The organism is Streptomyces sp. NPDC048254, from assembly GCF_043201895.1.
Classification (GTDB): Bacteria; Actinomycetota; Actinomycetes; order Streptomycetales; family Streptomycetaceae; genus Streptomyces.
In genome coordinates this window covers 897,938-917,298 of sequence record NZ_JBICZJ010000001.1, presented here as the reverse complement: position 1 = coordinate 917,298, position 19,361 = coordinate 897,938, and the positions used below count along the sequence as shown (strand labels likewise).

The following is a 19,361-nucleotide window of genomic DNA, read 5'->3' as shown; positions in this document are numbered from 1 at the left end:
GTGCGGGTTGTGTGTGGTTGCTCGCGCCCACGCGGCGGAGCCGCAAATCGATACAGCCCCGCGCCCCTAAAAGCAAGGGGCGCTGATCCCTAGGCCAGTCGGATCACATTCCAGGACAGGGGCTCCAGGGTGGTCTTGAGCGTGTCCTCCTTCAAAGCCGTGCCCTCGGCCAGGTGAGGGGTTACCCGCTCCGGCTCCTCCAACGTGTTGCGGGCGTCGGGGTCCTGGTCCGACAGGACGCTGTGTTCGGTCACCGCCGTCAGGTCCAGGCCGCTCAGGGCGATCTCCAGGGGCAGGGTCTCCGTCCGGCTGCGGTTGACGGCGAAGACGGTCACCGTGCCGTCATCGGCCCTGACCGCCGTCGCGTGCAGCAGGCTCGTCTCGCCGTACTTCGTCGTCTCGTACGTCGGTGAGTCCACGCGGACGTCCAGGACCTGGCCCCGGCCGTACCGGGACGCCTGGGCGAAGGGGAAGAACGTCGTCTGGCGCCAGGCGGGGCCGCCGGGCTCGGTCATGATCGGGGCGATGACGTTGACCAGCTGGGCCAGGCAGGCCACCGTGACGCGGTCGGCGTGCCGGAGCAGCGCGATGAGGAGGGAGCCGAAGACGACGGCGTCCGTGACGCTGTAGTTGTCCTCCAGGAGGCGCGGGGCCTCGGGCCAGTCCCGCGCGTCGGAGTTCTCGATCGCGTGCCACTTCGAGGTGTACCAGACGTTCCACTCGTCGAAGGAGAGGTTGATCCTCTTCTTGGACTTCAGCCTGGCGCCCACGTGGTCACAGGTGGCGACCACGTTCTCGATGAAGGACTCCATGTCGACGGCGGAGGCCAGGAAGGAGTCGACGTCGCCGTCCTGGGGCTCGTAGTAGGCGTGCAGGGAGATGTAGTCGACCAGTTCGTACGTCTCCGCGAGGACCGTCGCCTCCCACTCGGCGAAGGTCGGCATGGACTGGCTGGAGGAACCGCAGGCGACCAGCTCCACGGACGGGTCCATCTGGCGCATGGCACGGGCGGTCTCGGCGGCGATGCGGCCGTATTCCGCGGCGGTCTTGTGGCCGGTCTGCCAGGGGCCGTCCATCTCGTTGCCCAGACACCAGACCTTGATGCCGAAGGGGTCCTTGTCGCCGTGGGCGGCACGGAGGTCCGACAGGGCGGTTCCGGAGGGCTGGTTGGCGTACTCCTGGAGTTCCAGGGCCTCCGCCACGCCCCGCGTGCCGAGGTTGATCGCCATCATGGGCTCGGCCTGCGGGCCGACCTTCTTCAGGAAGGCGATGTACTCGCTGAGTCCGAAGCGGTTGGTCTCCGTCGACCGCCAGGCGAGGTCGAGGCGGCGGGGGCGCTCCGCTGCCGGGCCGACGGAGTCTTCCCACTTGTAGCCCGAGACGAAGTTGCCGCCGGGGTAGCGGAGAGTGGTGACGCCGAGTTCACGGACGAGGTCGAGGACGTCGGTGCGGAGGCCTTCGGCGTCGGCCGTGGGGTGGGTGGGCTCGAAGATGCCGGTGTAGACGCAGCGGCCCAGGTGCTCGACGAAGGAGCCGAAGAGGCGGGGGTTTACGGGGCCGATCGTGAAGGCGGGGTCGAGGGTGAAGCGGGCGGTGCGCAATGTTCGCCTTTCGGGGTGGATTGTTCTCAATCGTGGGCGGGTGCAGGTGGTTCGTGGTTGCTCGCGCCCACGCGGCGGAGCCGCAAATGGACACAGCCCCGCGCCCCTAAAGGGGCACTGGCCAGCCGTCCTTTGTCCAGCTCAAGGGGTTGAGCCCCAGCTTCGGGGTGCCATTGTCAGCTGCGTCGTAGTAGTGGTACGCCAGCCACGTCTTGCCGTTCGCGCGGAACGTCGACTCGCCGCCCGGGCCGATGTAGCGGCCGTGGGAGGAGAGGAGGAGGTCGCCGCCGCCCTCCAGCAGCGGCTTCCCCGTGCTGTCCACGTACGGCCCCGTCACCGTCGTCGAGCGGCCCACCCTGATCTTGTACGTCGAGTTCACGCCCGCGCAGCAGGCGTCGTAGGACGCGAAGAGGTAGTAGTAGCGGCCGTGGTGGAGGATCGAGGCGCCTTCGACGGCGTAGGGGGCGTCCGGGCGGGTCGCCAGGTGTTCGACCGTCGTGCCGGGGATCGCCTTGCCGGTCCCGGGATCGAGCTGGATCATGCGGATGCCCGTCCAGTACGAGCCGAACGCCATCCACAGCTTGCCGTCGGCGCGCACGATCGCCGGGTCGATGGCGTTCCAGGAGTCCGTGGTCTCCGACGAGAACGCCTTGCCCTGGTCGGTCCAGGTGCCCGGGAGGCCGGACGGGGAGGTGGCCACGCCGATCGCGGAGTGGTTGGTGCCCCAGGAGGAGACAGCGTAGTAGAGCCATTGACGTCCTCGCCCGCCCGAGAGCTGGCGATTCCGGCCTGCACCACGTGGTGGCACATCCGCGGGTTCCTGCTTCAACGGCCGCTGCCACGATTTTCGCGTGGTCTTACGCGGGCCTCCACCGGCCTGACTTCCCGCCCGTCCGGCGGTAGGTCCGCCAACTACGTTGCCGGACAAGCCGACTGTAACAGCGGCGACGCCGGTCGACGGGACGCAGATACCGGATCGGCCCACGTCTCCACCCTTACGAGTGAAGCGCTTCAACTCGGGCTCCCTACTGGCCGGCCAGGCCCGTGTGGGCGACGCCCGCCACGATCTGGCGCTGGAAGAAGACGAAGACGACGATCAGCGGCAGGCCCGCCATGAGGCCGCCGGCCATGAGCTGGGCCCACTGGATGCCGTAGGAGTTCATGACGGTCGCGATGCCGTTCGGCATGGTCATCAGGTCGGGGTTGTTGGTCACCATGTACGGCCACAGGAAGTTGTTCCACGAGGCGATGAAGGTGAAGATGCCGACCGCGGCGAGGGAGGGCCGGGAGAGCGGGACGACGATGGTGAAGAAGATCCGCCAGCGGCCGGCGCCGTCGATGAAGGCGGCCTCCTCCAGTTCGCGCGGGATGCCCTGGAAGAACTTGTAGAGGATGTAGACCATGGCGGCGGGGGCGCACTGCGGGAGGATCATGCCCCAGTAGGTGTCGACCATCCCCATCTGCTGGACGGTGGTGAACAGGGGGACGCCGAGGACGGCCGGGGAGATCATCAGGCCCGTCATGACCAGGGCCAGCAGCGGGCCCTTGCCGCGGAACTCGGTGCGGGCGAAGCCGTATCCGGCGAGGGCGGCGACGGTGACCACGACGGCCGTCACCAGGATCGACACCACGAGGGAGTTGACGAACCAGTTCGTGATGTTGCCGGTCTCCCACAGGGCCTTCCAGGCCTGGCCGGTCCACACCTTCGGCAGCCAGTGCGGCGGGATCTCGGCGGCCTCGGCCTCGGACTTGAGCGAGGTGAACAGGGCCGCGGCGATCGGTGCCACGAAGACGGCGGAGACGGCGACGCCGAGGAGGGTCAGGATGATCTGGCTGGGCGTCCACGGCCTGCGGGCCTTCAGGCGGATCTGGGTGGTGCTCATCGGGTGCCCTCCTCACGGTTGCGCAGCAGCGCCGTCCGTCCGAGGGCGACGGCAGCGATGATCACGAAGAAGATGACGGACATCGCGGAGGCGTAGCCCACGCGGTAGCTGGTGAAGCCCTGTTCGAGGGTGTACTGGACGAAGCTGCGGGTGGAGAGCTCCGGGCCCGGGCCGAAGTCCATCATCACGACCGCCTGGTCGAAGAGCTGGAGCGAGGCGAGGACCTGGAGCGCGATCACCAGTCCGGTGATGTGGCGCAGCATCGGCAGGGTGATGTGGACCGTCCGGTGCCAGGCGTTCGCTCCGTCCAGCTTGGCGGCCTCGTAGAGGTGGTCGGGGATGGCCTGGAGGGCGGCGAGGTAGAGGAGGAAGGAGAAGCCGACCGTCCACCACAGGGTGGTGATGACGATGGCGAGCATCGCGTACGACTTGTCGGTCAGCCAGGGGGTGTCGAGCCCGAAGGTCTCGTTGAAAAGGCCGATGCCCTGGGTGAACAGCCACTGCCAGATGTTGCCGGCGACCGTGGAGGGGAGCAGGAAAGGGGCGAAGAAGCACAGGCGCCACAGCCACTTGCCGCGCTCGATGTGGTGGGCGAGCATCGCGAGCAGGAAGGCGAGCACCGTGATGGACGGGACGACGAGCAGCGTGAAGTAGGCGCTGTGCCCGAGCGCGTCCCACATCGCCCGGTCGTGCAGCGCCTCGCGGTAGTTGTCGAGGCCGATGAAGCTCGCGCCGTCGCCGGAGATGTTGGCGTCGGTGAAGCTGAGGTAGACACCGCGCAGCAGCGGCCAGACCACGAACAGCGTGAAGAGCGCCAGGAACGGGGCGACGAACCAGCCCCCGTGCTGGAAGCCCTGTTTGCGGCGGACGGTCGCGGAGGCGGCGGCGGTCCTCGCCCGCACCGGTGCGACGACGGTCCCTGCACTGGTCGTCATGCGGCCGTACCTCCCTGCGCGGCGGTCCTGCCGTCCATCGGGTTCTTCGAGGCGAGGAGCTTGACGAGGTGTTTCCGCATCGTCTGCGCGACGGCGGCCGGCTTGGCGGAGCCCATCGTCGAGGAGACGACCAACGGACCGAGGTCCTGGGCGAGGACGCCGGTGGAGCCCGCGAACCACACCTTCGGCTCGGTGGCCTGGTGGTACATCGCGGAGACGTACTCCTTCTGCGGGGTGAGCTTCTTGTACGCGGCGGTGGACAGCGTCGGCGTGTACGCGGGGATGTGGCCGCCGGCCGCCCACTGGAGGGCGTGGGTGACGACGTACGCGGCCAGTTCGTGCGCGGCCTCGTTCGTGGCGCCGCCGCGGCCCGACTGGTGCGGCAGGACGAAGGAGTGCGACTCGGCGTGCGTGGCCTGCCTGCCGAAGACGGGCGGCAGCGGGGTCGCGCCGTAGTCCAGCCCGGCGCCGGAGAAGACGGGCACCGACCAGTTGCCCTCCCAGGTGAAGGGGGCGCCGTTGATGAACTGTTCGCCGGTCGGCGCGCCCGGGATGACGTATCCGTCGGTGACGTGCCTGCGGAAGAACTCCAGGACCTGGGTGGCCTTGTCGGTGTCGAAGAGGACCTCGGTGTTGTCGGCGTCGAACCACTTGCCGCCGAGCTGGGTGTAGAAGGCGACGAAGAACCACCACTGGAAGTTCTGGTCGTTGGTCCACAGGCCGATGGTCTGCAGGCCTTTCTTCTGGACCGCCTTGGCCTTCTTCAGGACGTCGAACCACTCGTCGGTGGAGGTGACCGGGATCATCAGGCCGTCGTCGCCGAGCAGGCCGGCCTTCTTCAGGACGTCCCTGCGGTAGAAGCAGAGCTGTACGTGGATGTCGAGCGGGAGGGCGTAGAGCTTGCCGTCGATGACACCGCGGTTCCACAGCGCCGGGTTGTAGTCCGCCTTGCGGACACCGTACTTGGCGAGGAGGTCCAGGTCCCACGGGTCGAGGAGCCGGCCCGGGGAGAAGCCGGCGACCCGGCCCATGTGCATGACACCGAGCTCGGGGGCGCGGTTGCCCGCGGCGGCCATGGCGAGTTTGGTGTAGAAGGGGTTGCCCCACTGGAGGGTGGAGTCCTTCACGTCGATGTCGGGGTGTCCGCTGCGGAAGGCGTCCAGCATCGCGATCATGTTGGCGCCGTCGCCGCCGCTGAAGAGGTTCCAGTAGCGCACCCGGGTGTCCGCGCTGGAGGCGAGCGCGTCGGCGCCGGTGCCGAGGGCGGCGAAGCCGAGGCTGCCCGCGACCGCCAACCCTCCTGCCGTGCCCAGTAGCTGCCTGCGATTCAGGCCAGGTCGTCCCATGCCCTGCCCTTACTGTAGAAGTCCTAGGTGTTCGAAATCTCGTAGAGCGCTCGTAACTTCGAACGGGACCGTAAAATCGAAGCGCTTCCGCGTCAATGGGTCCGGCGGGATATTCCTGCGGCCGAAGGTCGTTGCCGGGTGAACCACCGGCACCGGAAGCCATGACGCGGACACATCCGGACGCGTAATCTCGGACGGGCCGACGCAGCGCGGTGACCGCCGTCGGGGCGGTACGAAAGGGGAGCGATGGACTTGGCCGGCGCGCGGCACCGGTGGGCCGGGATCGCCGCGAGGCTGCGGCGCGCCCGGCCGGGCACACAGATGCGCGTCCTCGCCGCCGACCTCACCGCCGCCGTCCGCACCCGGTCCCCACAGCCCGCCGGGGTGGGCGAGTTGTGCCGGGCGCTGTGCCAGGAGATGACCGCGCTGCGCGGCGGGCGGCCGGTGGAGCTGCGGTTCGAGCGGTTCCCGGACGAGATCGAGGTCACCGGACTGTGGGTGGAGTTCCACGACTTCGACCTGGTCATCGTCGAGGAGCGGGCCGAAGCCGTACAGCAACTGGTCATCCTCGGCCATGAGTTGTGGCATCTGCACACCGGCCACCGCCATCACCACGGGGTCGGCCCGGAGGCGGCACGCGCGCTGGCCGGCCGGCCCGGCTGGCGGGACACGGCGTTGACGGCGGCCGCACGCAACGGCTCCCGGGAGTCCGACGAGGCCGAAGCCGACGAGTTCGGGTACCGGCTGGCGACCGCCTTCCGGCCCTATGTCGAGCAGCGGCGCCGCTCCCCGTCCGACCCCGTCCAGCGCACCCTCGGCTACCGCGGACGCGGCGGAGCGGCACGGTGACCACACCCTTGTCGGCGGCGAACCCCTCGGGATTGCTCAGCGAGCTCTACATCTCCTTCTGGATCCCCACCGCGGTACTGACCACCGCCCTGGTGATCAAACTGCCCACCATCATCCGGCTGTGGCGCGACCCGCTGCTGCGCGCGGTCGGCGGCCTGCTGCTGCTCGCCTGCGCGGTGTTCGTGTTCTGCACGCCGTCGACGATCGCCACCGTGAACCGGTGGACCGGCGTCCCCAACATCTCCGCGCCCTGGGCCTACTCGCTCATCACCGCGTTCGGCGGCTCCTGTCTGCTGCTGATCATCGCCTGGCGCAACGGGCTCGCCGACCGCTCGGCCGCCACCCGGCGCGCGATGCGCTGGGTGATCGTCGGCTACTCCTCGGTGATCGCCGCGCTGTGGCTGCTGTTCGCGCTCGCCGACGTACCGGTGGAACGGCTCCGGGACCTGGACACGTACTACGCCACCACCCCCTTCATGCGCGAGGAGATCCTGCTCTACCTCGTCGCCCACTGCGTGGCCTGTCTCATCACCTCACGGCTGATCTGGAACTGGGTGCGCACCGAGGGCCTGGACGCCTGGCTGCGCTGGGGACTGAAGCTGCTCGGCGTCGGCTACGTCCTGAACCTGATCTTCGACGTCTGCAAGCTGGTCGCGGTCACCGCCCGCTGGTGCGGCTCGGACCTGGACTGGCTCAGCACCAGCCTGGCCCCGCCGGTCGCCGCCCTGTCCGCGATCAACATCGCCGTCGGCTTCATCCTCCCGCACGCCGGCCAGTACCTCCACGACCGCTGGCGGGTCCGGCTCGCCCACCACGAGCTGCGGCCGCTGTACCAGCTGACCCGGACCGTGCACGGCGACGGCGTCCCCTTCGTGCTGCGCGCCACGCCCGAACTGAGGCTGACCCGGCGCGAGACGTTCATCCGGGACGTGCTGCTGCCCCTGACCCGGCGCATCGACGCCGACCTCGACCGGCGCTCCTACGACGCCGCGCTCGGCCTCGGCCACCCGCCCGAACGGGCCCGGGCGCTGGCCTCCGCGGTCAGCATCCTGAACGCCGTCGGCACCCGGGGCCGTACCCTCGAACCCTCCGACGCGGCCGGCGGCCCGGACGCCACCCACCTTCTCCGGGAGATCGGGGCGGTTTCCCGGGCGCTGCGCCACCCCGACCGGATCGAGGCGGTACGGGAACGTGCGACCGCCCCAGCAGAGAGCGTTGCCCTTCATGACTGACCGCACCGCCATCGTCCTCGGCGGCTCCCTCGCCGGCCTGCTCGCGGCCCGGGCGCTCGCCCCCTTCACTGACCGGATCGTGGTCGTGGAACGGGACGCGCTACCCGCCGGACCGGAACCGCGCAAGGGGCTCCCGCAGGCCCGGCACGTCCACCAGCTGTGGTCCGGCGGCGCACGCGCCCTGGAGGAACTGCTGCCCGGCACCATCGGGCGGCTGCGTTCGGCGGGGATACGGCGGCTGCCGGTGACCACGGACATGGTGGCCCTGTCCCCGCAGGGCTGGTACCGGCGCTGGGCGGAGTCGGCGTTCGTGCTGCCGGGCAGCCGGGACCTGCTGGACTGGGTGGTACGGGAGCGGGTGCTCGCCGACGACCGGATCGAACTGCTGACGCGAACCGAGGCGGTGGGCCTGCTCGGCACGGACCTCGCCGTCACGGGCGTACGGCTGCGGGCGCTCGACTCCGGCGCGGAACACGTGCGCACCACCCAACTGGTCGTCGACGCGACCGGCCGCGGCTCCCGCACACCCGCCTGGCTGGCCGAACTCGGCCTCCCCACACCCGAGTTCCGCGAGGTCGACGCCGGTATCGCCTACGCCAGCCGGATGTTCCGGGCCCCGGCGGAGGCGGTCCGCACCGGCTTCCCGATCGTCAACCTCCAGGCGAGCCCGCAGGGCGGCCGCGCCGGACGCGGCGGCGTCCTGATGCCGATCGAGAACGGCCGGTGGCTGGTCACCCTCCACGGCAGCCGGGGCGGCGAACCAGGCGCCGACGCCGACGACTTCCTGCGCTACGCCCGGGAGGAACTGGCCCACCCGGTCATCGCCGAACTCCTCGCGAACGCCGAGCCATTGACCGACGTGTCGGTGACCCGCACGACGGCCAACCGGCGCCACTTCTACGAACGGGCCCAGGCCTGGCCGGAGAACCTGACCGTCCTCGGCGACGCGTTGTGCGCGCTCAACCCCGTGTATGGGCACGGGATGTCGGTGGCGGCACAAGGGGCGCTCGCCGTACGGGACGTGATACGGCGTCAGGGCTGGGGCGCACCCGGGCTCGCCCGGTCCCTCCAGAAGGCGGTGAGCCGGCCGGCGCGGGCAGCCTGGGAACTGTCGACGGGTGCGGACGTGTTCTACCCCGGCGCGACGAAGAACGGACCGACACTGCGGGACCGGCTGGCGCAGGCGTATGTGAACCGCCTCCTGTACACAGCGACCGGGAACGGCCGGATCGCCCGCCGGGTGACGGACGTGACGTCGCTGGAGCGGGGCGCGGAGGTGCTGATGAAGCCGGGTGTGGTGCTGGGGGCCCTGGTGGGCCCGCTGAGACCCCAGCTGACCCGACCCCCGCTGACCGCGGAGGAGCTGAAGGCGGCGGGGGTCTTGTAAGTGCGGGTGGGGGGTGTCGCTTACCGGCACTTGCAGGGCTACGACGTGCCCCTTCAGGGGCGCGGGGAACTGCGCGACCAGCCCCCACGCACCCGCAGTCGAACGGACGGTCGAGGCAACCGCTACCCCTGGAACGCCGGTTGGGCGACTCCCTTGCCGGCCCCCGGAATCACCAGCAAAGAACCCGCCGTCGGATGCGGCCGCTCCAGTCCCACCCGTGCCGTCGTGACGTACAGGTCGGTCAGGTCGGCGCCGCCGAACGCACAGGCCGTCGTCAGCGATGCCGGCAGGCCGATCACCCGGTCCAGCTCGCCGTCAGGCGTGTAGCGGCGCACCGCTCCCCCGCCCCACAGCGCCACCCACACACAGCCCTCCGCGTCGACCGTCAGCCCGTCGGGGAACCCGGCACCCTCCTCGATGGTCACCAACGGACGCCGGTTGGCGGGGAGTTCGCCGTCGTAGTCGAAGACGTCCACGCGGCGGGTCGGCGTGTCGACGTAGTACACGCGGCTGCCGTCCGGGCTCCAGCCCGTCCCGTTGCTGACGGTGACATCGGGCAGCAGGGTCGTGACCGAGCCGTCACCGGTCACCCGGGACAGCGTGCCACCGCCCACCGTCTCGTCGTAGCGCATCGTGCCCGCCCACAGGGAGCCGTCCGGCGCCACCGCCGCGTCGTTGGCGCGGCGGCCGGGAACCGGCTCGCGGTGCAGCCAGCGGAACGTGTCGTCGGGGTCGAGGAGCCCGACGCCGTCGCGCAGGTTGAGGACCAGGCCGCCGTTCGCGCGGGGCTTGACCGCGCCGATGTGCTGCTCGGCGGTGCGGATCGTACGGCGGCCCGTGGCCGGGTCGTAGGTGTGGATCCGCGCACCCAGGACGTCGATCCAGACGAGGCGGCCGGTCGCCGCGTCCCACGTCGGGCCCTCGCCGAGCGTCGCCTCCGCCGCCACCGCGACCTCGTACGCCGTGTGTGCCGTGCGTGCCGTCGTCATGCCACGCTCCGGTGGCCGAGGCGCTCGGAGAGTTCGGCGGCGCCCTTGGCGGCGAGCTGCTCCAACTCGACGCGGCGCTCGTCGCTCCAGCGGATCATCGGGACGGAGATGGACATCGCCGCGACGACCTGGCCGGTACGGTCGCGGACCGGCGCGGCGACACAGGAGACGTCCGGATTGGACTCCCGGCTCTCCACGGCGATGCCACGCGCCCGGATCTCGGCGAGGGCCTCGCGCAGCGCGTCCGGCTCGGTGATGCTGTTCACGGTCATCGCGACGAGGTCGGCGTCGTCCGGGATGCGCGCGGACAGCTCCTGCTCCGACAGCGAGGCCAGCAGCATCTTGCCGACCGAGGTGCAGTGGGCGGGGAGGCGGCGGCCGGCGGCGGAGACCATGCGGACCGCGTGCGTGGAGTCGACCTTGGCGATGTAGATGACGTCGGTGCCTTCGAGGATCGCCACGTGGACGGTCTCGTCACAGGTCTCGGCGACGGACCGGGCGACCTGCTGGCCCTCGGCGGCCAGGTCGAGCTGCTCGGCATACCGGCTGCCGAGCTGGTAGGGACGGACGCCGAGCCGGTATCGTCCGGGCTGTCCGGGTACGGGCACGATGTACGACCGGGCGGAGAGCGTGGTCACCAGCTCGTGCACGGTGGTGCGCGGCAGCTGGAGTCTGCGCACTATGTCGGGGGCGGAGAGAGTCCCGTCCCCGTCGAGGAAGAGCTCAAGAATGTCGAGAGCCCGGGTCACGGCAGGCACAAGGCGTCCCACGTCCGGCCCCCTCCCTTGGGTCTAAGCGCCGGATATCGTCAAAGCTGGCGGAAACGTTCGAGATATCAACAGGCGATCGGCATGACGAACACAGGCTAGCCATCGGGGATTGCCCGGGCAATGGCCGGGAACCAGCCGGGTAGCGGTATGTGCACCATGGGTGGCATGCAACTGGACTTCCAGCTGGTGCTGCTGCGCCGTATGGCCGACCACAACCCGGACCTGGTCGAGGACGCCCGGCGCACGCTGGGCGCGTCGCTCACGGACACGCGCGAGGCCAACAAGCGGTGGCAGGCGATGGTCCGCTCGCCGCGTTCGCGCGCCGCGGCGTCTCGCTATCGCTCCGTCCTCGGCCCGCCCGACTCCGAGACCAAACGCACCGTCGGCGACCTGGAGTGCATGGCCTGGCAGTGGCCGCTCCCCCTGTGGCCCACCCTCCGCTTCGAGGTCATGGTCGCCCCCGGCGGCGCGGTCTGGAACGAGTGGCTGGTCCGCGCCCCCGGCGCCCCCGCCCCCAGGCTGGAGACCTTCGACGACCTGACCCCCTGGTCCTGCACGGTCGACGAGGCCGCCCGCGCCTTCGCCCCCGCCCGCCCCCTGGAGGGCACGGCCCCGACCTGCTGGGGCCTCACCTTCAAGGTGCCCGACGGCCGTCAGGTGGTCGCCGAGTTCACCTGGGGCCTGCTGCAGCGCACCGCGGTCATCGACGAGCCGCGCCGATGACCGCCTCCGCCACCGCGTCCACCGACCCGGGGTGCAGGAACAGGAACAGGTTCGGCTCGACCAGTTCCAGCTCCATCACCTGCGGCCGCCCGTCCGCCCCGTCGACCAGGTCCACCCGGGCGTACAGCAGCTCGGGCGCCTCCGGCACGGCGGCCAACGCGCGCTCCGCGAGAGCGAGTTCGGCCGGAGTCGGGTCCCATCGCGCCAGGTCGGGGTGGGCGACCTTGTCCGCGTCGTACGCCGTGCCCGGGGTGAGGACGGCCCGCTTGCGGCTGGCGTGCAGCAGCCGCCCGCCGAAGAACTGCAGCGCCCGCTCGCCGCTGACGTCGATGCCGGCGACGTACGGCTGGACCATCGCGGTCAGCCCCTCGCCGTGCATCCGGGCGAGGTGCCGTACGGCCGTCCCGTGCTCGTCGGGCGAGTAGCGGGCGGCGAACCGGGCGCCGGCGCCGAAGGTGGGCTTGACCACGAAGTCGCGGTCGGACGGCAGCTCGACCGGGTCGCCCGGGGCGAGATACCGGGTCGGCACGACGGGCACACCGGCCGCCGCGAGATCCCCGAGGTACCGCTTGTCGCTGTTCCAGCGGACCACCGCGGCCGGATTCGCGATCCGGGTCGCCTTCCCCACCCGCTCCAGCCACGGCAGGAACTCCTCCGTGCGCCAGCTGTAGTCCCAGGTGGAGCGGATGACGACCAGGTCGAAGGCACCCCACTGCACGCCGGGGGCGTCCCAGGGACGGGCCACGGCGTCCGCCCCCGCGGCGGCCAGCGCGCGCAGCAGCACCGGCAGGTCCTGGTCCTTGCTCGGCTCCGCGCCGGGATCGTAGGTGGCGAGGGCTATTCGGGGCACGGCGGGGCTCCCTTGTCCAGATGACGACCGGTTTCCGTTCCGCCGCAGGCTAACCACCCACACCGACCGCACCGCAACCGCGCCCGCCCTGTTGACCTTCACCTTCGGTGAAGCCCCAGCATCGGTGACAGACGCCGAGGAACACGAGGTACGGCATGGAGTGGCTGACCATCGGTGCCTTCGCGAAGGCCTGCCGGCTGTCGCCGAAGGCGCTGCGGCTGTACGACGAGCTGGATCTGCTGCGGCCCGCCCGGGTCGACCCGGACACCGGCTACCGGTACTACGCCGCCGAGCAGCTCGAACGGGCCCGGCTGGTGGCCTGGCTGCGGCGGCTGGGGATGCCGTTGGCGCCGATCCGCGAGGTGTGCGGGTTGCCCGCCGACCGGGCCGCTCAGGAGATCCGGGCCTACTGGGCCCGGGTCGAGGCGGAGACCGCCGTACGACGGGACCTGGCCGCGTTCCTCGTCGACCACCTGTCCGGAGAGTCGAGAAGGGAAACGACGAAGATGCTGGAGTTGCGTTACGCCGCCCACTCGGACCGGGGGCATGTCCGGCCGGCCAACCAGGACACCGTGTACGCGGGGCGCCGGCTGCTGGCCGTCGCCGACGGATGCGGGGCGGGCGGGGCGCTGGCCAGCGCCGCCGCCGTGGACGCGCTGAAGTTCCTGGAGGACGCCGAGCTTTCGGCGGGGAACGTGCTGAACCTCCTGGAGGACGCGGTGCGTTCGGCGGACGAGGCCGTGCGGGCCGTGGCGGAGGGCAGCGAGGACGTCGGTACGACACTCACCGCGCTGCTGTGGACCGGGTCCCGGCTGGCCCTGGTGCACATCGGGGACTCGCGGGCGTATCTGCTGCGGGACGGGGAGCTGTTCCGGATCACGCACGACCACAGTGTGGTGCAGTCGCTGATCGACGAGGGGCGGCTGACGCCGGCGGAGGCCGCCAGCCATCCGCAGCGGATGCTGCTGGCCAGGGCGCTGTCGGGGGGTGAGCCGGCCACACCGGATCTGAAACTGCACGAGGCCCGGAGCGGCGACCGGTACCTGCTGTGCTCGGACGGACTGACCAGGGTGGTCTCCGACGAACGGATCCAGGAGCTGCTGGGCGGGAGCGGCCTGGAGCCGGGCGCTGCGGTACGGGGGCTGGTCGACGAGGCGAACTCGGTGGGCGGCCCTGACAACGTGAGCGCGGTCGTCGCCGACGTGGCGTCTCCCACCCGTCCATCCGTCCACGCCGGATAGCAGACGAGGCAAGAGCCGACCCGGGACGGGAGGTGGGGCGGCCCCGGAGGGTGGTGGCTGGTGTAGGAAGGGGGTGTCGAGGTTCCGACCGGTGAGGAGTCGTCGCGTGTCCCTTCTGTTTCCGGCCCTGGTGGACGGTCCGGGCGAGCGCAGCGAGATGGGGGTCCCCCCGGACGAAGTCTGGGGGAAGGTCGCCCTGCGGTTCGGTGAGCGGTCGTTGACGTACGGGCAGTTCGCCGCCGCCGCGGGCGCCCTCGCGGCCCGGGTGCGGGACGCCGGCCGGGTCGCCGTGTGGGCGACCCCGGAGCTGGAGACGGCCGTCGCCGTCGTCGGCACCCTGCTCGCCGGCCGAGCCGCCGTACCGCTCAACCCCAAGTCCGGCGACAAGGAACTCGCGCACATCCTCTCCGACAGCGCGCCGACGGCCGTGCTGGCCGCGCCCGGTGCCGAACTCCCCGCCGCGCTCGCCGGGCTGCCGCGGATCGACGTCGACGCGCACGCCTCCGGCCCGGTCCCCGAGGACCGCACCACCGAGGCCGACCCCGCCCTCGTCGTCTACACCTCCGGCACCACCGGCCCGCCCAAGGGCGCCGTCCTCCCGCGCCGGGCGCTGGCCGCCACCCTGGACGCGCTGGCCGACGCCTGGCAGTGGACCGGGGACGACGTGCTGGTGCACGGGCTGCCGTTGTTCCATGTGCACGGGCTGGTGCTGGGGATCCTCGGACCGTTGCGGCGCGGTGGTTCCGTGCGGCACCTCGGGCGGTTCGACACCGAGGGCGTGACCCGCGAGCTGAACGACGGCGCGACCATGGTGTTCGGCGTCCCCACCATGTACCACCGCATCGCCGAGGCCCTGCCCGGCGACCCCGCGCTGGCGAAGGCCCTCGGCCGGGCCCGGCTGCTGGTCTCCGGCTCGGCCGCGCTGCCCGTCCACGACCACGAGCGGATCGCGGCCGCGACCGGGCGGCGGGTCATCGAGCGGTACGGCATGACGGAGACACTGATGAACACCAGTGTGCGCGCGGACGGGGAGGCCCGGGCGGGGACCGTCGGGGTGCCGCTGCCGGGTGTGGAGCTGCGGCTGGTGCAGGAGGACGGGACCGCGATCGCCGAGTACGACGGGGAGACCGTCGGGGAGATCCAGGTGCGCGGCCCGAACCTGTTCACCGAGTACCTCAACCGGCCCGACGCCACCGCCGCCGCCTTCACCGCCGACGGCTGGTTCCGGACCGGCGACATGGCCGTGCGGGAGCCGGACGGCTATGTGCGGATCGTCGGGCGGAAGGCCACCGACCTGATCAAGAGCGGCGGTTACAAGATCGGGGCCGGTGAGATCGAGAACGCGCTCCTGGAGTATCCGGGGGTGCGGGAGGCCGCCGTCACCGGGGAGCCGGACGCGGACCTCGGCGAGCGGATCGTCGCATGGATCGTCCCGGCGGATCCGCAGTCCCCGCCCGGGGAAAGGGAATTGGCGGACCATGTCGCCGGCCGGCTCGCCCCGCACAAGCGCCCGCGTGTCGTCCGCTACCTGGACGCGCTCCCCCGCAACGACATGGGGAAGATCATGAAGCGGTCCCTGGGTGTCTGAGAACCGGCCGGTCCGGCTCTCCGCCCGGCAGTTCCTCGACCTCGTCGCCGACCCCGGCACCTTCGCCGAACTCCCCTCCCCGGCAAGGGAGTCCCGGCCCGACGGACCTCTCGGCTGGCAGGGGTACGACGCCTCGCGCGCCCGTGCCGCCGAGCGCACCGGCGAGGAGGAGTCCGTCGTCGTCGGCACCGCGCGCGTCGAGGGCACGGCGGCCGTGCTGATCGTGTTCGAGTTCGGGTTCCTCGGCGGCTCGCTGGGCGAGCGGACCGGGGACCGGCTGGAGGCGGCGTACGCGCATGCCCGCGGGCACCGGCTCCCGGTCGTCCCGCTGGTCGCCACCGGCGGCAGCCGGATGCAGGAGGGCATGCTCGCCCTGTCCCAACTCCAGCGGGTGGCCCGGCAGTCGGCGCTCACCCGGGAGGCGGGGCTGCCGCAGATCGCGGTCCTGCGCGATCCGACGACCGGCGGCGGCTGGGCCACCCTGGGCGCCGGCGCCGATGTGATCCTGGCGCTGCCCGGGGCGCAGGTGGGCTTCGCGGGCTCCCGGGTCCGCCCGCCGGACGCGGACCCGGCGGCGTACACCGCCCAGGCGCAGCTCGCGGCGGGGTCGGCGGACGCCGTGGTGCCGCTGGCAGAGCTGAAGGCGACGCTCGGGCTGTGGCTGCGCCTGCTCACGAACCCGGCCACGGCCCCCGCGGACCCGCCGGACGCCCTGGGTGACACCGGCCTGCCCGGCACCGGGTGGCAGGCCGTCCAGCGGGCCCGGTCTCCGCGGCGGCCGCGCGCCCAGGCCTACTTGGACGCCTGGTTCGGTGACCGCCGGGGCGCCCTCGTCGGCGACCGGTGCGGCGGCGCGGATCCGGGCGGGATGCTGTGCGGGTTCGGCGAGCGGGACGGCCGTACCGTCGCCTTCGCCGCGCAGACCGGCACCGCGACCCGGCCCGCCGGATACCGGACCGCGACCCGCCTGATACGCCTCGCCGACCGGCTCGGGATCCCCGTGCTGACCCTCGTCGACACCCCGGGCGCCGCCAACGACGCCGAGGCGGAACGGCAGGGCGTGGGCGCGGCGATCGCGGAGCTGTTCGGCGCGGTGGCCTCGGCCCGTACACCGATCACCACCCTGGTCATCGGCGAGGGCGGCTCGGGCGGCGCGCTGGCTCTGGCCGCACCCGGCAACACCTGGGCCACGCCCGACAGTTACTTCTCGGTCATCGCCCCGGAGCCGGCGGCGGCGATCCTCAAGCGGCCCCCGGAGGAGGTCGAGGCCACCGCCGGCCAGCTGCGGATCCGGCCGCAGGACCTGGTGGAGCTGGGAGTGGTCCGGGGCATCACGGGTCACCCGAGGGACCGGGTCACCGCACCCCCACCGCCCGGACGATCTCCTGGGTGACCGAGCCGCCCCGGTCGTCGCTCGCCGAGGCGCGCAGCGAGACGTACGCGGCGTCGCGCGGCACCGCGAGCACACCGCGCCCGGCGTGGCCGAGGGGGACGTTCCGCCAGGAGGCGCCGTCGTCGTACGACACCTGGAGGCGGCCGGCACCCAGCGTCCCGGTGCCGCTCGCCCCGGCCACGTACGAGGCGCTGATCCCGACCGGGACCCGCCGGCCGCCCCTGACGTCCCCCGCGAGGTCGGTGCCGACGTCGAAGGCGAGGTTGATCAGCGGGAGGTAGGTCCAGTGGCCCTCCGGGGTGGCCGCCGACCGGAAGGTCCACTCGGCGTGGCCCCGGGTGGCGAGCCGCCAGCTGCCGGCGTCCAGGGCGGTGTCGGTGACCACCTGGTGGGAAGAGTGTCACGGCACCGGTGTTGCACGGGTGTTGAGCGGTGCCGGCGGGAAGGCGCCCGGGCGGGTTTCCGCCACGGCGCCGGGACAAGGGGGGTCGGCTTCGGCCACAATGGACCGGTTACGGGGTCGAGGACACGGGGGAGCCGCGGGCACCATGGCGAGGATGATGGAGTTCAAGACCGAGGACGGTGCTGTCGTGCTCGTGGAGTCGGCCGAGGGCGTCCCCGGCAGCCGCCCGGTGTCGCGCGACGGCGGTACGGGACCGGCGGCGCAGGCGGCCCGTTCCTTCGAGGGCGCCCTGGACGGGGTGCGGGCGGCGGCCCAGTCCGCGCTGCGGGTCTTCCGCGACGGCGCGCTGCGGCCCGACTCGGTGGAGCTGGAGTTCGGGGTGAAACTGACCGCGGAGGCGGGTGCCGTGATCGCCAAGGGCGCGGCCGAGGGGCAGTTGGTGGTACGGCTGAGCTGGGCCTCCGGGGCTGCCGACGCGACATGAGCCGCGCTGCCTGGCACGCCCGGATCGAGTGCGGGGGCGCGGTCTCCGGGGCGGGCTTCCTCGTCGCCCCCCGCACGGTGCTGACCTGCGCGCATGTCGTCCAGGAGCGGGAGTGGGCGCCGCTGACGGTGAGCTTCCCGAACCGCCGGGACCTGGGCGGGCTGACCGCGACCGTGGCCGTGCACGGCGGCTGGGCGGGCGGCTGGACCGACCCGGGCGACCTCGCCGTACTCGAACTGGACCGTGAGGTGCCGTTACGGCCGGCCCGGTTCGCGCCGCCGGGGGCGGAGCAGGACGGGACGCACCTGGTGGCGTACGGCTTCCCGGCGGGCTTCGACGAAGGGGTGCAGGCCCGCTACCGTGCCGTGTCCCGGACGCTGATCGCCGACGAGTGGCTGCAACTGGAGGCCGCCTCGGCGCACGGACAGCCCCTTGCCGGCGGGTTCAGCGGGGCGGCCCTGGCACTGCCGGACGACCGGGTGGTCGGGATGGTCGCGCAGGCCTCCGACGAGGCGGGCGTCCGGATCGGGCGGATGCTGCCCACCGAGGTCATGGCCCGCTACTGGTACGACCTGGGCGCGCTGGTCCCGGCGCCCGAGGCCGACACCCCGGCCGCGACTGGGCGGCTGCACACCCTGGTACGGCGGGCCGAGGAGGCCGGCCTGGACTGCCGTCCCGACCAGCTCTACCGGGACGCGGTTGGCCCCTTCGCCCCGGATCCGCCCGCGGACGGGTTCGCGTCGCTGCGGGCGGCCGCCGCGTACGTGCAGTGGCAGGTAGACGACCCGGAGGCGGTGGAGAGGTTCGCCGACCGGCTGCGGGCGCTGCTGGAGCCACGGCCGCCGGCGGCCGCGCGGACGGCCGGCTGGGCGCCCATCGTCGTCGAGCTGGAGCGCAGCGGCGAGGGCCAGGAGCAGGTCACGGTACGGGTGTCGGCGTACCGTGAGGGTCAGCGTCGGCCGGTGGCCGTGGAGCGGCTGCCGCGCGGTGAGGTGCGGGCCTACGTCCAGCAGCGCGTCGACGATGCCTTCGGTCATCTCGCCCAGGACGCCGAGGCGTTGCTCACCTTCGTGCTGCCCCGCGAGTGGCTGAACGAGCCGGTCGCGCACTGGGAGTGCGGCCCCGAGGACTCCACCCCGCTCGGCCTGGCGCACCCGCTGGTGGTGACCGACCGCTCCCGGCACCGCAGCGCACGGCTGCGCCACCAGCTGGCCGGCAAGTGGCGGACCCTGGAGCGGAGTCCGGGCCGGACGGTCCTGCACCGGGTCGACTGCGGCAGCACCGAACACCCCCTCGGCCTGCGCAAGCGCCTGCGGGACGAGGACGCCGCCCTGGCCGGTTTCGGCGCCCCGCCGGCCACGGCCCCGGAGCACTTCGAGGCCAGCGTGAACATGCCGGTCCCGGTGCTGCTGTGGCCGCGCACCGGCTGCGCGAGCACCGACCACGCGGGACCGTGCCCGGGCAGCGCCTTCCTCGACGCCCTGAGCCCGTATGTCGCCGGTGTCCCGCCGACCGAACTCCCGCGCCTCATATGGCACTTGCGAGAGGAGGCGGCGGCCCTCGACCCCGAGGGCCACTGGGCGCGGGACGTCCAGCTCCTCTGGGACGACCCCCACTGCTACCCCGAGCCGCCCGCCAGCCTGCACACCCCCGTCGCCTGACCCCGCCGCCGCCAACGGAGAAGGAC

Annotated in this window: 16 protein-coding genes and 2 pseudogenes; 9 read left to right on the top strand and 9 right to left on the bottom strand. The window is 72.2% G+C overall.

The window, feature by feature from the left end; all coding sequences use genetic code 11:
* Positions 1-89: 89 nt before the first annotated feature.
* The 5 genes and pseudogenes from ACGFZQ_RS04140 to ACGFZQ_RS04120 form a co-directional block, all read right to left on the bottom strand.
* Positions 90-1,601: an alpha-N-arabinofuranosidase gene (locus ACGFZQ_RS04140; protein ID WP_393839060.1), complete on the bottom strand. Its 1,512-nt coding sequence runs from the start codon at positions 1,599-1,601 to the stop codon at positions 90-92.
* A gap of 106 nt (positions 1,602-1,707) precedes the next feature.
* Positions 1,708-2,367 (bottom strand): annotated as a pseudogene (locus tag ACGFZQ_RS04135) (arabinan endo-1,5-alpha-L-arabinosidase); the annotation flags it as partial.
* A 259-nt stretch (positions 2,368-2,626) separates the two neighbouring features.
* Entirely contained in the window at positions 2,627-3,484 is an 858-nt protein-coding gene (locus tag ACGFZQ_RS04130; RefSeq protein ID WP_393839059.1) for a carbohydrate ABC transporter permease, read from the bottom strand.
* Positions 3,481-4,419, bottom strand: a complete 939-nt coding sequence (locus tag ACGFZQ_RS04125) for a carbohydrate ABC transporter permease (RefSeq protein ID WP_393839058.1) — start codon at positions 4,417-4,419, stop codon at positions 3,481-3,483. The genes ACGFZQ_RS04130 and ACGFZQ_RS04125 overlap by 4 nt, the downstream gene beginning before the upstream one ends.
* Positions 4,416-5,765 carry an extracellular solute-binding protein gene (locus ACGFZQ_RS04120; protein ID WP_382526768.1) on the bottom strand — a complete coding sequence of 450 codons (1,350 nt, stop codon included), beginning with the start codon at positions 5,763-5,765 and terminating at the stop codon, positions 4,416-4,418. The genes ACGFZQ_RS04125 and ACGFZQ_RS04120 overlap by 4 nt, the downstream gene beginning before the upstream one ends.
* Positions 5,766-6,011: 246 nt before the next feature.
* On the opposite strand from ACGFZQ_RS04120, the gene ACGFZQ_RS04115 reads away from it, so the two are divergent.
* From ACGFZQ_RS04115 to ACGFZQ_RS04105, 3 genes are read left to right on the top strand one after another with little or no spacing between them, the layout of a single operon-like run.
* Positions 6,012-6,614 (top strand): toxin-antitoxin system, toxin component family protein, encoded by a 603-nt coding sequence (locus ACGFZQ_RS04115; RefSeq protein WP_393839057.1) that lies wholly within the window; start codon positions 6,012-6,014, stop codon positions 6,612-6,614.
* Positions 6,611-7,846, top strand: coding sequence for an MAB_1171c family putative transporter (locus tag ACGFZQ_RS04110; RefSeq protein ID WP_393839056.1), 1,236 nt, complete (start codon positions 6,611-6,613; stop codon positions 7,844-7,846). Before ACGFZQ_RS04115 ends, ACGFZQ_RS04110 begins: the two co-directional genes overlap by 4 nt.
* The gene (locus ACGFZQ_RS04105; protein ID WP_393839055.1) at positions 7,839-9,233 is read left to right on the top strand and encodes a pyridine nucleotide-disulfide oxidoreductase; all 1,395 of its coding nucleotides are present in this window, start codon (positions 7,839-7,841) and stop codon (positions 9,231-9,233) included. The genes ACGFZQ_RS04110 and ACGFZQ_RS04105 overlap by 8 nt, the downstream gene beginning before the upstream one ends.
* A gap of 122 nt (positions 9,234-9,355) precedes the next feature.
* Here the strand turns inward: ACGFZQ_RS04105 and ACGFZQ_RS04100 are convergent, their stop codons facing one another.
* Together ACGFZQ_RS04100 and ACGFZQ_RS04095 are read right to left on the bottom strand one after the other, a co-directional pair.
* Positions 9,356-10,222, bottom strand: coding sequence for an SMP-30/gluconolactonase/LRE family protein (locus tag ACGFZQ_RS04100; protein ID WP_393839054.1), 867 nt, complete (start codon positions 10,220-10,222; stop codon positions 9,356-9,358).
* Positions 10,219-10,992, bottom strand: a complete 774-nt coding sequence (locus tag ACGFZQ_RS04095; RefSeq protein ID WP_351691935.1) for an IclR family transcriptional regulator — start codon at positions 10,990-10,992, stop codon at positions 10,219-10,221. Before ACGFZQ_RS04095 ends, ACGFZQ_RS04100 begins: the two co-directional genes overlap by 4 nt.
* Before the next feature lie 120 nt (positions 10,993-11,112).
* Here ACGFZQ_RS04095 and ACGFZQ_RS04090 point away from each other — a divergent pair, with 120 nt between their 5' ends.
* Positions 11,113-11,715 (top strand): hypothetical protein, encoded by a 603-nt coding sequence (locus ACGFZQ_RS04090; protein ID WP_393839053.1) that lies wholly within the window; start codon positions 11,113-11,115, stop codon positions 11,713-11,715.
* Here the strand turns inward: ACGFZQ_RS04090 and ACGFZQ_RS04085 are convergent.
* Positions 11,693-12,565, bottom strand: a complete 873-nt coding sequence (locus tag ACGFZQ_RS04085) for a RimK family alpha-L-glutamate ligase (RefSeq protein ID WP_393839052.1) — start codon at positions 12,563-12,565, stop codon at positions 11,693-11,695. The genes ACGFZQ_RS04090 and ACGFZQ_RS04085 overlap by 23 nt on opposite strands.
* 155 nt (positions 12,566-12,720) lie before the next feature.
* Here ACGFZQ_RS04085 and ACGFZQ_RS04080 point away from each other — a divergent pair, with 155 nt between their 5' ends.
* The 3 genes from ACGFZQ_RS04080 to ACGFZQ_RS04070 all read left to right on the top strand — a co-directional run bounded on the left by ACGFZQ_RS04080 (position 12,721) and on the right by ACGFZQ_RS04070 (position 16,787).
* Positions 12,721-13,806: a MerR family transcriptional regulator gene (locus ACGFZQ_RS04080; RefSeq protein ID WP_393839051.1), complete on the top strand. Its 1,086-nt coding sequence runs from the start codon at positions 12,721-12,723 to the stop codon at positions 13,804-13,806.
* Positions 13,807-13,912: 106 nt separating this feature from the next.
* A complete protein-coding gene (locus ACGFZQ_RS04075; protein ID WP_393839050.1) occupies positions 13,913-15,394 on the top strand; it encodes an acyl-CoA synthetase in 1,482 nt (493 codons plus the stop codon).
* The gene (locus ACGFZQ_RS04070; RefSeq protein WP_393839049.1) at positions 15,387-16,787 is read left to right on the top strand and encodes a carboxyl transferase domain-containing protein; all 1,401 of its coding nucleotides are present in this window, start codon (positions 15,387-15,389) and stop codon (positions 16,785-16,787) included. The genes ACGFZQ_RS04075 and ACGFZQ_RS04070 overlap by 8 nt, the downstream gene beginning before the upstream one ends.
* Here ACGFZQ_RS04070 and ACGFZQ_RS04065 read toward each other — a convergent pair.
* Positions 16,750-17,181, bottom strand: a pseudogene (locus ACGFZQ_RS04065) (peptidase S8); the annotation flags it as partial. The gene ACGFZQ_RS04070 and the pseudogene ACGFZQ_RS04065 overlap by 38 nt on opposite strands.
* A gap of 154 nt (positions 17,182-17,335) precedes the next feature.
* Between ACGFZQ_RS04065 and ACGFZQ_RS04060 the strand changes: the two are divergent.
* Together ACGFZQ_RS04060 and ACGFZQ_RS04055 are read left to right on the top strand one after the other, a co-directional pair.
* Entirely contained in the window at positions 17,336-17,674 is a 339-nt protein-coding gene (locus ACGFZQ_RS04060; RefSeq protein ID WP_351691914.1) for a CU044_2847 family protein, read from the top strand.
* On the top strand, positions 17,671-19,335 hold the full coding sequence (locus ACGFZQ_RS04055; RefSeq protein ID WP_393839048.1) for a trypsin-like peptidase domain-containing protein: 1,665 nt from the start codon (positions 17,671-17,673) through the stop codon (positions 19,333-19,335). The genes ACGFZQ_RS04060 and ACGFZQ_RS04055 overlap by 4 nt, the downstream gene beginning before the upstream one ends.
* Positions 19,336-19,361 lie beyond the last annotated feature (26 nt).

Coding starts and splice junctions, on each gene's coding strand:
- ACGFZQ_RS04100 (WP_393839054.1), bottom strand. CDS start 10,222: ATGACGACGGCACGCACGGCACACACGGCGTACGAGGTCGCGGTGGCG.
- ACGFZQ_RS04125 (WP_393839058.1), bottom strand. CDS start 4,419: ATGACGACCAGTGCAGGGACCGTCGTCGCACCGGTGCGGGCGAGGACC.
- ACGFZQ_RS04060 (WP_351691914.1), top strand. CDS start 17,336: ATGGCGAGGATGATGGAGTTCAAGACCGAGGACGGTGCTGTCGTGCTC.
- ACGFZQ_RS04120 (WP_382526768.1), bottom strand. CDS start 5,765: ATGGGACGACCTGGCCTGAATCGCAGGCAGCTACTGGGCACGGCAGGA.
- ACGFZQ_RS04055 (WP_393839048.1), top strand. CDS start 17,671: ATGAGCCGCGCTGCCTGGCACGCCCGGATCGAGTGCGGGGGCGCGGTC.
- ACGFZQ_RS04080 (WP_393839051.1), top strand. CDS start 12,721: ATGGAGTGGCTGACCATCGGTGCCTTCGCGAAGGCCTGCCGGCTGTCG.
- ACGFZQ_RS04130 (WP_393839059.1), bottom strand. CDS start 3,484: ATGAGCACCACCCAGATCCGCCTGAAGGCCCGCAGGCCGTGGACGCCC.
- ACGFZQ_RS04090 (WP_393839053.1), top strand. CDS start 11,113: ATGGCCGGGAACCAGCCGGGTAGCGGTATGTGCACCATGGGTGGCATG.
- ACGFZQ_RS04115 (WP_393839057.1), top strand. CDS start 6,012: ATGGACTTGGCCGGCGCGCGGCACCGGTGGGCCGGGATCGCCGCGAGG.
- ACGFZQ_RS04105 (WP_393839055.1), top strand. CDS start 7,839: ATGACTGACCGCACCGCCATCGTCCTCGGCGGCTCCCTCGCCGGCCTG.